Genomic DNA, 11,694 nt, shown 5'->3' on the forward strand with positions numbered 1-11,694 from the left:
TCCATGGAAGACATTCTTTTCTTTCAATTCTAAAAACATATGCTGTAGTTTGTCCGGACGCSGCCCCACACCGCTAATATTCTCCCTTACTATTGCGGATGACCAACTTAGGAATGGATTTCCCTCCATTAGTAAGATAGCTGTTAATCAAAAATGGTTCTTCATCACGCAGCTGGATATCCAACGCGATATTAGCATTATCCTTCACCATGTTGTAAATCTGTGGAACAGAATGGGCAGCGTCCCCACACCATGGCTCGGTAATCAAAATCCATTGCTGTGGCTCCTTAATATCAGCTATAGCTTGCTTAACTTCATCGGAAGGAACAAACTTCTTTAACCAACGGTTGGTCCTTGACCAATTCAACTTTACGTAGTTGTAATAATTCTCATCTTGATATAGAGGAAACTTCTCTGGATGATTTACGATCTCTTCGAAATGACGGATATAATTTTCAAATGTCATGCTTGTAAATTGAGTTAACGTGTCGCTAGGTCAAAGACCCTTTTCGGCATCAACATTTCTAAGTTGATGCGCAGCAAAAATACATTAATAAAACATATCTTCCGTCATGATATTGTTGCATCTTCATTTAAACCTTTTTTCCTTTACACTATCTAACTTTGATGTTTGTTACTAACATCAAACCTGAATGAAATTTTTTGTTACGTTAATTACTTCCTGCCTATTGACCATTACCTGTTTTGCTCAAGCCAATCTTACGGGTAAAGTTCTTAATAGAGACGACAGTAAGCCTTTAACCAATGCTACCATCGTACTCCTTAATCAGGATTCTATCCTTCAATATTTTGTTAGAGCCAATGAAGACGGAAACTTCGAGTTCAAAGGAATCAAGCCAGCGGATTATCTCCTTATCGTCTCCTATCCTAAATTTGAAGTATATTCCCAACCCATAGAACTGGATAAAAACCTCAACCTTAAGCCCATATTGTTAAGTTCACGCGCCCATCTGATAGAGGAGGTAGTCGTGAAAGCCAAAATCCCTATTCGACTGAAGGGTGACACCATAGAATATGATGCAGCAAGTTTTGAAACGGAGAAAAATGCCAAACTAGAAGATCTGCTACGCCGCCTGCCGGGACTGACAGTGTCGGCCAGTGGCGACATTACGGCGCATGGAAAGACCGTTTCCAAAGTGTTGATTGACGGGGAAGAATTTTTCGGCTACGACCCTAAAATCGCAATACGCAACATCAGGCAGATGCCGTGGACAAAGTACAGGTGTACGAACGAAAGTCCGAGGAGTCAGAGCTTACCGGTATTGATGATGGACAGCGCTTTCAAACTGTCAATGTAGTACTCAAAGAAGAAGCCCGCGTAGGGTTGTTTGGCAATATAGAAGGACACTTAGGCACAGAAGAACTCTACACCGCAAACCTGTTTGCTGCCAAATTCAATCGAACCGAACGTATAGGACTTACCGCCAATACCAACAATATGGGTGCGAATGCCGGAGGAAGAGAAGGTAGTCTGCGCATGAACAGCCAGATCACGGGAGAACCACGCAACACCTCCGTTGGCGCAAACTACGAAAACCAGTTCTTTCAAAAGAAACTGAACGTCAATGCTAACTATAACTTCAATGATGCCAGCAACAGAAACGAGAGAGAAAGATACAACAAAGAAATCATCTCTAGCGAGGAAGTACAGGAAACAAACAGCCTATCTCAAAATTCCAACAACAATCAAGGTCACTCTTTCAGATCTATATTCCGATTTCGTCCGAACACCAAATCCAACATGGATGTCCATTTCAACGCCAGAAAATCGCAGTCCTCTAGTTGGAGTGCCTCAGAAAATTATATGATCAACAACAGTGTGGATTCCATCCGCGATTACAGAAGTGAAAACAACAGCACCGGAGACAGCCAATCGAGCGAAATAAGCATAAACTACAGACGAAGACTCAAAGAAGGACAGGCTTTAAACCTTCTTCTAAGTAATAAATTCGACGAATCTAACCAACAGAGCGATGTCTTCCAACGCACCTATCTACATAAAGAAGATAAAGAAACTATCGTGGATCAAAATCGGCTTTCTGACTCCCGCAACTATAATTTCAACTCCCAGATACATTTCTCCAATAGAATCAACCAAAATCTGAACTATTCTCTAGGCTACAACCTAGGATTCCGCCACGATAAAAACAAGGTGGACGCCTTCAACAAGCTGGCAAACAATGATGAACTGGACTTGCAATACTCGCAAAACCAAATCAACAAGAGTAGTAATAATACCCTTTTGGCAAATCTTAATTTCAACGCTGAAAAAGTAAGCGTATCCCTGTCAAACCGAACCAACTACCGCAGCCAGAAACTAACAGACTCTTACAGAGATATCGACCTCAGCAGAAACTTCTGGGATAACAACCTGAATCTTTCCGGAAATTATAAGATATCAAACCGAAAAAATCATAATCGTTAAACTATCAACAAAATTTTGATATACCTTCGTTCAACCAACTGCAGCCGCTACAGCCGCAGACCTCTGCCATCTTTATCCAAGAAGGTAATCCTGATCTAAAAAGAGCTGTCAACAATGGATTTAATATCAACTACAATACAATCAGTCTGATGAAAGGTACCAGCTGGAACATAAACTCCAGCATCAACATAAAAAGCAATCCTATTGTCAACAAACGGACCGTTACAGATTCGGTAACTATCAGCACCTATGTCAATGTCTCAGGCAAATCGTCCTGGAACGCCAACCTGAATACCAACTACAGCTTGCCGCTGTTCCAACAAATAGTTCAGTTCAACATCTCCTCAGGAGTAAACTACAACAACGGCTTTAGCTATACCAGATATCAAGAGCCGGGAAGTCCTATCCAAGGTCAATACGAGCTCAACAACACACAAAACGCTTCCCTCTTCACTGGCATTAGCTTCAACGAACAGAACTCTTCCGGGTTAGATTATGATTTCAGCTGGAGAGTTACTGTCAACAACCAGCGCAACAGCCTTCAAAGGAATTTGAATTCCACCAACCTCATCACAGGAGGTTCTTCCTACTTGCGCTATTTCTTTCCAAAGAAATTCAACGTATCGGCAAACATACATTACAATTTGGAAGGGCCGACCAAGCTTTACAAAGAAAGCATACAGCAGTTCTACGCAAATGTGGAACTCAGCAAGAAACTGCTGAAAAATGAGAGCCTCGTAGTTTCGATAAAGGCTTTCGACATTTTCAACACGTATAATACCACAAACCGAAGTGTATCAGAAACAGAATATTCGGAATCCACACAGCTCATGCTGACACGTTATATTCTTTTCGGTTTAAAATGGGATTTCAACAAAAATTTAGGTAAAAAGAAAAATGAATAAGATTAAGATATTGGTGCTGCTGTTTTTGTGTGTTTCCACCTTAAGCACACAGGCTCAGTACAGCTATTTCGGAACACGGGGCCGCATATATTTCGACAAAATTACTTACATCAAAGCACGACTTAAAAGTGCTGCTCAAAATTCACCTAACGGTGGTTTCGGACGTGGTATGTTCAACACCGACAATATGCCGGAGTCTACCACGCAGAAGCTACTCCTGTATTTTGATGAGAACAGCACCTTACTGGTAACGGACCCAAGTGCAGAAAATGCTTCCGAAGGAGCTCGTGCAGGCAATAGAGCTATAGCAGGTGCAGGCATGGTAGGAAGAAGAGGCAACACTGTTGCCGGGGCTCCCCGTGGTGGCACGGTGACAGCCCGAGGCGGAGAAAGGGCCAGATTACAAGGTGAAACGCGTATAGGGATGTCAGGCAGCCGTCCCAATAATGCAACGAAAGTCATGTTTCAAGACCTGAAGAAGAAAACGACCAACTTACAGATTGAGGTGGATGAAAATTACATCATCACCGATACCATAAACCAAATTACTTGGCGTTTCACCGATGAATACCGAAACATCGCAGGCTTTGAATGCCGAAGAGCTAACGGCGCCACTGCCGACTCCCTGTATTTGGTAGCCTTCTTCACTGATGAAATCCCTGTATCTGCCGGACCTGCCTTCACCAGCGGACTGCCGGGCATGATTCTCGGCCTCGCCATCCCCGAAATGCATATTCAGTATTGGGCCACTAAAGTGGAATATACTAACAATACCGTACCCGCTGACTGGAAAAACAAAAAGAGTACGACCATTACCTTCGATGACTTTTTAAAATCTTTTGGCAGATTTTACCAACGCGGACGTGACAGTAATTCCAGCAAAAGACAGGTTCAAGAACAGCTTATTTATTAACAAAAAGACAATTTGTCACTAAGGCCTGACATTTTTAAGACAGTTTGAGTGTTTTTATTTCATTTTTGAACGATATGTGTTGTTGGCACAAGGTTGATATATTGTTATCAAATTAAAAGTTAGTAAATAAACAATATTCAAAATATGTCTAAAATTATAGGTATCGACTTAGGAACTACGAACTCATGTGTTGCTGTAATGGAGGGTAACGAGCCCGTAGTTATCGCAAACAACGAGGGTAAACGCACGACTCCTTCCATCGTAGCATTTGTAGAAGGTGGTGAGCGTAAAGTAGGTGATCCGGCAAAACGTCAAGCGATCACAAATCCGCATAAAACAATCTATTCTATCAAACGTTTCATGGGAACTTCTTTTGACGAAGCGCAAAAAGAGATCCCTCACGTTCCTTACAAAGTTGTTAAAGGCGACAACAATACTCCACGTGTGGAAATTGATGACCGCAAATATACACCACAAGAAATTTCGGCCATGATTCTTCAAAAAATGAAGAAAACTGCCGAAGATTATCTTGGTCAGGAAGTGACACGTGCCGTAATCACTGTTCCGGCTTACTTCAATGACGCACAGCGCCAAGCTACTAAAGAGGCTGGAGAAATCGCCGGTCTCAAAGTAGAACGTATCATCAATGAACCTACTGCGGCTGCATTGGCCTACGGTCTTGACAAGGCCAACAAAGACATGAAGATTGTCGTATTCGACTGTGGTGGGGGTACACACGATGTTTCAGTATTGGAGTTAGGTGACGGCGTATTTGAAGTTAAAGCTACTGACGGTGATACACATTTAGGTGGTGACGACTTCGACAATGCTATCATCAACTGGTTGAACGACGAGTTCAAAGCAGAATACAGCATCGACTTGAAACAAGATCCTATGGCTTTACAACGCCTTAAAGAGGCAGCCGAAAAAGCAAAAATCGAACTTTCAAGCTCGACATCTACCGAAATCAACTTACCATATATCACCGCTGACGCTACAGGTCCTAAACACTTAGTACGCACCTTGTCACGCGCTAAATTCGAAACGTTGGTAGCTGACTTGGTAAAACGTACTATCGAGCCATGCCGTACAGCCTTGAAAAATGCAGGATTCACTACGGCAGATATCGATGAAGTAATCTTGGTAGGTGGTTCTACACGTATCCCAGCCATCCAACAGGCCGTTAAAGATTTCTTCGGCAAAGAGCCTTCGAAGAGCGTTAACCCTGACGAGGTGGTAGCATTGGGTGCCGCTATCCAAGGTGGTGTGTTGACAGGAGAAGTAAAAGACGTATTGTTGTTAGACGTTACTCCTCTTTCTTTAGGTATAGAAACTATGGGTGGGGTGTTCACCAAATTGATTGAAGCCAACACTACCATTCCTACAAGAAAGTCGGAAATCTTCTCTACAGCTACGGACAACCAACCTTCGGTAGAAATCCACGTATTACAAGGTGAGCGTCCTATGGCCGCACAAAACCGTACCTTAGGTCGTTTCCAATTGACAGATATTCCACCGGCACCACGTGGTGTACCTCAAATTGAAGTTACTTTCGACATCGATGCAAACGGTATTCTAAAAGTATCTGCAAAAGATAAAGCCACAGGCAAAGAGCAAAATATCCGCATCGAAGCTTCTTCCGGTCTTTCTCAGGAAGAAATCGAAAAGATGAAACGCGAAGCTGAAGCAAATGCTGAGGCCGACAGAAAAATGAAAGAAGAAGCAGACAAACTGAATACAGCAGATGCCCTAATCTTCTCCACTGAAAAACAATTGAAAGAGTATGGTGACAAACTTTCTGCTGATAAAAAATCTGCTATCGAAGCCGGACCTTCAAAAATTGAAATCAGCACATGCTGCACGCACACGCTGCACGCAACTTTGCCGACATCGACACTGCTACTACCGAGCTTCAAAACGCTTGGAACGCAGCTTCTGAAGAGATGTACGCCGCAACAGGAGGCGCTCAGCAGGCACAAAACACCGACGGTCAAGCTCAACAAGGCAACAACCAAGGAGGTGATGATGTGCAAGACGTAGAATTCGAAGAAGTAAAATAATCTTCTCAGCATAAAAAAGCCCCCTAAGAGTAATCTAGGGGGCTTTTTATTTTCTAAGACATTGAATAAATCTATAAACGGGAATCGCAAGTATAACTGTATCCAAATTAAACCGACGAAGGCTTATGCTTTCAATTCCAACTGAATTTTATTTTTCGAATAGATAAGCTTCACACCATACTGCTGAGCTATATCTAACTTTAATTCTCCCTCTATTTTATGGGCCACATTTAAAAGATTAGTTTCCAACACATTGCCTTGGATCTGCATAATGAAAGAATACAACAGAGCTACGGCTATCAACATGCGTAGGCTGCGACCAAGTAGACTGAACAGATTCATAGTGATTAAATTTAACGCATTAAAAATACAACAAAGTCATTCATAATCAAAGCCTTACACATAAAAGTATTGCTACAAAACCATGTAATTTTCTGCTAATCCGTGAAAATCAGCATTAAACAAAAAGGGCACAAAATAATTTGTGCCCTCATATCTTTGCTTGGGTTATTCATTAAAACAATTTGTCAGGATATACTCCTTGAGCAATTAAAGCAGTAATATTCTCTTGTACGATAGGCTTGTCTTCCGGATAAGTTACTCCAAACCATTTCGACGAAGTAGGAATAACTTTAAAATCGGCTAGCCCATGTTTCACCATATAGTCCGGAATGGAAGGTATAAAGAATTCAGCCTTTGGATTATCGGCATTCTCTTCTACAAAGGTTGGGAACAATTCCATACAGATATCAAAGATACGTGGTGTAAATCCCCAGAAATTCATAGACACGCGGGTCTTAGGATCTAAATCGTATTCTACGTCATTCTCGTTGAACACGATTTTACGGTTTTCACCTTCTCCTTTATAATAGATATTGGTACGTTCGGTTACGGACTCCATATTTCCCTCTGGACTTACTTCACACACGCCGCGTGATACATAGCCATAATCGGACATGGTATTGCCTATTTCAAAGCCCATCAGAGCCATATGGCTGTCTTTAACCTCTTCATTTAAGAATTTGGCCATCTTTTCGAATGCGTCAGCGCCATAAAAGTCATCGGCATTAATCACACAAAAAGGCTCATTGATTTTATCTTTAGCGCTCATCACGGCATGGGCAGTACCCCAAGGTTTTGTTCTTTCAATAACTTTATCTATGCCGAATTTGGTAAGATCAAAATCTTGGAAAGCATAGTCTACCTCGATTTTTCCCTTCAATTTTTCGTCGAATTTTGAACGCATTACATCTTCGAATTCTTTACGAATGATGAATACAACTTTTCCAAAACCGGCACGTATGGCATCGTATATAGAGTAGTCGATTATAGTCTCACCGTGAGGTCCAAAGCTGTCAACTTGTTTTAGCGATCCATAGCGGCTCGCCATACCCGCCGCAAGAACTAATAAAGTAGGTCTCTTCATATTTTGATTATAAATATTGTCCGCAAATATACTATTTCTTTTTAAAGAAAGAATTTAAGATTCCCGTGGCAATTCTACTCAACAACTTAACACCTTCACGGGCTAACGTTCGGCTTGCCTGGGTCTGCGCTGCTTCTAGAGGGGTCTGACGACGCGATGTAGAAGTCCGGCTGCGCGATGTTTGTTTGGCAGCTTCCTGCTTGGCTTTTTCCTGCGCCTCCTTGGCCAATGCGGCTGCCTCCCGCTCTTCTAGAATTTCTGCTGCCGTCCTACGCTCTATACGCTCTTGGTACTTGGTATAGAATTCCGAAGTCTTCGTGATCTGCTCGTAAGTTTGGCTACTGCAAGGCCCCATCACAGCTCTTGCAGGAACAAGATGCGTGGCCACGACCTCCGTAGGAATACCCTTATCATTCAATACCGTTATCAAAGCCTGCCCCGTACCAAGAGAGGTCAGCACCTTGTCTATTTCGTAAAACTGCGAGGTAGGATAAGTCTTTACGGTCTTTTTCAGGTTTTCCGCATCGTTGGGTGTAAATGCCCGCAGTGCATGCTGAACGCGGTTCCCCAACTGACTTAACACACTTTCCGAAATGTCTGTCGCTGCCTGCGTACAGAAAAATACGCCTACCCCTTTAGAACGTATCAGCCGTACAATCTGCTCAATCTGTGCGAGGAAAGCTTTGGAAGCTCCGTTGAAAAGAAGATGGGCTTCATCCAAGAAAAACACAAGCTTAGGTTTATCCAGGTCTCCCACTTCAGGAAGTTTTTTGAACAGCTGCGCCAACAAACTTAAAAGGAAAGTAGAATATAACACCGGCTGGTCCTGTATGTCGGAAATGTTTAGCAAGGTGATCACGCCTCTGCCGTCTACTTTACCAAAAAGATCCTGAATATCGAATTCTTTTTCTCCGAAGATATGGCTACGCCCTGCTGTTCTATGGCTACTATCTTACGGAGGATAGCTCCGGAGCTGGCGGAGCTGATTTTACCATAATCTTCCTTAATCTCCGTCGCTCCCGGTCCGTCAGCCAGATACGATAGAAGTTTTTTCAGGTCGTCAAAATCTACTAAAGGAAGCGAATTATCTTGCGCATACTTGAATAACACACTCAACACGCCGGATTGCGTATCATTCAGATCTAAAATACGAGACAACATTACGGGGCCGAAATCCTCTACAGTAAGACGCATTGGTGCTCCTAATTTTCCTGTTAGGGAAAATATTTCTATTGGGAAGCTTGTCGGCACAAAAGGGATTCCTACGGCATTGCCTCGCTCTATAAGAGCGTCGTTGGTTGTCCCTTCTTCAGCCAATCCGGACAGGTCTCCCTTCACATCCAACATAAATACAGGAACTCCTTTGTCTGACAGTTGCTCAGCGATAAGCTGCAGGGTCCTGGTCTTTCCTGTTCCGGTGGCTCCGGCAATCAAGCCGTGACGGTTCATCATCTTCAAGGCCAGCTTTACTTGGGCCTCCGTAACCACCTCCCCTTCCAGAATCCCCGATCCCAGTTGGATAAAGTCACCCTTAGGATTATAAGAAGTCGTTATGCGCTCAATAAATGCTTCTTTCATAGAATTAAATTTTACGAACCTAATTTAAAAATATTAAATGCAATACCGAAATCCCCTACCTTGCGATAGGGTTATTTTTATCACTAAAAACTACAATTCCAAATTTTATATTACAAACTGTTGTTTTTTCGTAACAAAACACAACTTTCTATTGTTTTTTTTGCGTACTTGTTATATTTTTGTTTGTATATGAAGATAGGCCCTATAGAAATGTTTAATAAATCTAAGAGGATATTAGCGGCGAAGCTATGCTTCTTTGTTTTCTTTTCTAAGATGCTTATCTCGGCTACCCCTATGTTTATGGATGTGGTGGACAAAGGCACCATACTTCAAGTGGTCATGCAGCTGGAAATAGAACTCACAGCAAAAAGTACCAACACCAACAATGAAGATCTTCACGAACATGGGGTTAAGGTATTCAAGCCGGACGCTTTTGACATGAGCTTGAATCCTATTGTCACTTACACCGACAGTCAAAAGCATTACGTCAAAAACGAAAAGTTAATCTGCAGCCATCATCCTTCCGTGCCTACCCCTCCTCCTAATTGTTAATTGATTATATCGTCATTTCTTATCTCGATTAATTGAAATAATTAATCTAAAGGATTTCTTATTGTTTAATCTATTCATTCATTAGATATAATTAATTATTATGTTAGGAACACGTGTATCTGCTTTTCTGAAATTATCGAAAAGAGATTTAAAATATGATTTTCCTGCATCCATTGTTGTATTCCTTGTTGCACTTCCACTTTGTTTGGGTATAGCGATGGCTTCTGGAGCACCATTGTTTGCAGGCGTCTTGACCGGAGTGATAGGAGGATTGGTGGTGGGTGCGATTTCCGGCTCTCCATTAAGTGTTAGCGGCCCGGCCGCCGGACTTACCGTCATTGTCTTTGGTGCTATAGAAAAATTAGGCAGCTATGAGATATTTCTGCTGGCGGTGGTTCTTGCCGGCTTAATACAGTTTTTGCTGGGGTTAGTCAAGGCAGGGATGATAGGCAACTATTTCCCTTCCTCAGTAATATTGGGGATGTTGGCCGCAATAGGCATTACCATTATCCTAAAGCAACTTCCCCTAGCTTTCGGAAATACAGGAGAAACCGAAGCGACACAGCCTTTTCTCACAGCTTTCCTCGCACAGATTCACTGGGGAGCTACCATCATCTGTCTCCTGTCGCTTCTGACCTTAATATTTTGGCCACGCTTCCGCTACCTCAACAAGGTACCTGCACCTTTGGCTGCTGTGTTGCTAGGCGTAGGTCTGGCTCTTCTTTTTCAATATACGTCATTGGCACTGATGCCGGCACACTATGTGTCTATACCTACCCTCTCTTCCTTGACGGAGCTTACAAGCTTGTTGATTTTTCCAGACTTTACCTATATCCTGGAAAAGGAGGTATGGGTAATAGCTTTCACTCTTGCCATCATCGCCAGCTTAGAGACACTATTAAGTCTGGAAGCTGTAGACAAGCTGGACCCCTTCAAGCGTAACTCCCCGACAAACCGGGAACTTATAGCCCAAGGGATAGGAAATATGACTTCCGGCTTTTTGGGAGGGCTACCGATGACTTCCGTAATCGTAAGGTCCTCAGCCAACGTCAATGCCGGAGGACGTACCCGTCAGTCAGCCATGTTACACGGCGTCTGGCTACTGGTAGCTTTACTAGCAATACCACAACTCATTAACATGATACCGTTGGCTTGTTTGGCCGCTATCCTGCTTCATACAGGATATAAGTTGGCTAAGCCAGCACTATTTCGCCAGATGTTCCGCAGAGGGTTGGACCAGTTTATTCCTTTTGCGGCGACAATCTTGGCTATAGTGATGACAGACCTGCTCATGGGAGTAGGTATAGGGCTTCTGGTCGCTACCTTCTATATATTGAAGGCCAACATGCAGAATGCGTACAACTTCGAAATTAAAGACGAAAACACAGCGGATATTGACCCTCGCCGAAGAGGTATCCTTCCTTAACAAGGTACCCATAAAGAAAAGGTTGTACAACCTACCTAAAACGGTAAACCGCGTGGTCATCAACGGAGAAAAAAGTAAATTTATAGATAAGGATGTTATAGAGGTGCTGAAAGATTTTGAACAGAATGCTCTCAGCAAGGGGCTCAACATCCAGCTTCAGGAGGTGACAAGTAAAAGGAAAGTAGTGCGCACAAGCCGCAACAGACGCCTTCAAGAAAGTAAATTTAAGTAAAAAATAACACAAATAAATAAATCAAAAAGCAGTAACTTGCCTCGCATTTGAGAGGACTCAAAATCAGTCACACATGATTAATTAAAATGAATTTAAGTAATTAAGGTAATTTGAAAAAAAATTTTGGATGGAAACAGAGAATGGATGGAGTTCGTA

The 11,694-nt window shown here is 42.5% G+C and carries 10 protein-coding genes and 3 pseudogenes; 9 read left to right on the plus strand and 4 right to left on the minus strand.

Features of this window, described 5'->3' with window-relative positions; translation table 11 throughout:
• Window positions 1-73: 73 nt before the first annotated feature.
• The gene (locus SD31_RS11350; RefSeq protein WP_052258991.1) at window positions 74-466 is read right to left on the minus strand and encodes a thioredoxin family protein; all 393 of its coding nucleotides are present in this window, start codon (window positions 464-466) and stop codon (window positions 74-76) included.
• Window positions 467-653: 187 nt separating this feature from the next.
• On the opposite strand from SD31_RS11350, the gene SD31_RS11355 reads away from it, so the two are divergent.
• The 6 genes and pseudogenes from SD31_RS11355 to dnaK all read left to right on the plus strand — a co-directional run bounded on the left by SD31_RS11355 (window position 654) and on the right by dnaK (window position 6,324).
• Complete coding sequence (locus SD31_RS11355; protein WP_082021933.1) at window positions 654-1,319, plus strand: carboxypeptidase regulatory-like domain-containing protein; 666 nt, start codon at window positions 654-656, stop codon at window positions 1,317-1,319.
• Entirely contained in the window at window positions 1,229-2,446 is a 1,218-nt protein-coding gene (locus SD31_RS11360; protein ID WP_156138335.1) for a hypothetical protein, read from the plus strand. The genes SD31_RS11355 and SD31_RS11360 overlap by 91 nt, the downstream gene beginning before the upstream one ends.
• Before the next feature lie 38 nt (window positions 2,447-2,484).
• Window positions 2,485-2,595 (plus strand): annotated as a pseudogene (locus tag SD31_RS21365) (hypothetical protein); the annotation flags it as partial.
• Window positions 2,596-3,351, plus strand: a complete 756-nt coding sequence (locus SD31_RS11365) for an outer membrane beta-barrel protein (protein ID WP_039054208.1) — start codon at window positions 2,596-2,598, stop codon at window positions 3,349-3,351. It begins immediately after the preceding pseudogene.
• Window positions 3,344-4,264, plus strand: coding sequence for a GLPGLI family protein (locus SD31_RS15530; protein WP_052258992.1), 921 nt, complete (start codon window positions 3,344-3,346; stop codon window positions 4,262-4,264). Before SD31_RS11365 ends, SD31_RS15530 begins: the two co-directional genes overlap by 8 nt.
• A 144-nt stretch (window positions 4,265-4,408) precedes the next feature.
• Window positions 4,409-6,324 (plus strand): annotated as a pseudogene (gene dnaK, locus SD31_RS11375) (molecular chaperone DnaK).
• 123 nt (window positions 6,325-6,447) lie between these two features.
• On the opposite strand, the gene SD31_RS11380 reads toward dnaK, so the two are convergent.
• The 3 genes and pseudogenes from SD31_RS11380 to SD31_RS21370 all read right to left on the minus strand — a co-directional run bounded on the left by SD31_RS11380 (window position 6,448) and on the right by SD31_RS21370 (window position 9,328).
• Window positions 6,448-6,666 carry a hypothetical protein gene (locus tag SD31_RS11380; protein ID WP_039054209.1) on the minus strand — a complete coding sequence of 73 codons (219 nt, stop codon included), beginning with the start codon at window positions 6,664-6,666 and terminating at the stop codon, window positions 6,448-6,450.
• Window positions 6,667-6,838: 172 nt separating this feature from the next.
• Window positions 6,839-7,750, minus strand: a complete 912-nt coding sequence (locus SD31_RS11385) for an NDP-sugar synthase (protein WP_039054210.1) — start codon at window positions 7,748-7,750, stop codon at window positions 6,839-6,841.
• 31 nt (window positions 7,751-7,781) lie between these two features.
• A pseudogene (locus SD31_RS21370) lies at window positions 7,782-9,328 on the minus strand (helicase HerA-like domain-containing protein).
• Between the two features lie 210 nt (window positions 9,329-9,538).
• Here SD31_RS21370 and SD31_RS11395 point away from each other — a divergent pair.
• The 3 genes from SD31_RS11395 (at window position 9,539) to SD31_RS20980 (ending at window position 11,538) form a co-directional block, all read left to right on the plus strand.
• Window positions 9,539-9,880, plus strand: coding sequence for a hypothetical protein (locus SD31_RS11395; RefSeq protein ID WP_156138336.1), 342 nt, complete (start codon window positions 9,539-9,541; stop codon window positions 9,878-9,880).
• A 100-nt stretch (window positions 9,881-9,980) separates the two neighbouring features.
• Window positions 9,981-11,306 (plus strand): SulP family inorganic anion transporter, encoded by a 1,326-nt coding sequence (locus SD31_RS11400; RefSeq protein ID WP_316929862.1) that lies wholly within the window; start codon window positions 9,981-9,983, stop codon window positions 11,304-11,306.
• A complete protein-coding gene (locus SD31_RS20980; RefSeq protein WP_316929863.1) occupies window positions 11,275-11,538 on the plus strand; it encodes a hypothetical protein in 264 nt (87 codons plus the stop codon). The genes SD31_RS11400 and SD31_RS20980 overlap by 32 nt, the downstream gene beginning before the upstream one ends.
• Window positions 11,539-11,694: the final 156 nt, after the last annotated feature.

It is taken from the genome of Sphingobacterium sp. T2 (genome assembly GCF_000814685.1).
Lineage (GTDB): Bacteria > Bacteroidota > Bacteroidia > Sphingobacteriales > Sphingobacteriaceae > Sphingobacterium > Sphingobacterium thermophilum.

Bases quoted from the DNA above. Each gene is read 5' to 3' on its own strand.
- SD31_RS11350 (WP_052258991.1), bottom strand. From the start codon at position 466: ATGACATTTGAAAATTATATCCGTCATTTCGAAGAGATCGTAAATCAT.
- SD31_RS11355 (WP_082021933.1), top strand. From the start codon at position 654: ATGAAATTTTTTGTTACGTTAATTACTTCCTGCCTATTGACCATTACC.
- SD31_RS11365 (WP_039054208.1), top strand. From the start codon at position 2,596: ATGAAAGGTACCAGCTGGAACATAAACTCCAGCATCAACATAAAAAGC.
- SD31_RS15530 (WP_052258992.1), top strand. From the start codon at position 3,344: ATGAATAAGATTAAGATATTGGTGCTGCTGTTTTTGTGTGTTTCCACC.
- SD31_RS11380 (WP_039054209.1), bottom strand. From the start codon at position 6,666: ATGAATCTGTTCAGTCTACTTGGTCGCAGCCTACGCATGTTGATAGCC.
- SD31_RS11385 (WP_039054210.1), bottom strand. From the start codon at position 7,750: ATGAAGAGACCTACTTTATTAGTTCTTGCGGCGGGTATGGCGAGCCGC.
- SD31_RS11395 (WP_156138336.1), top strand. From the start codon at position 9,539: ATGTTTAATAAATCTAAGAGGATATTAGCGGCGAAGCTATGCTTCTTT.
- SD31_RS11400 (WP_316929862.1), top strand. From the start codon at position 9,981: ATGTTAGGAACACGTGTATCTGCTTTTCTGAAATTATCGAAAAGAGAT.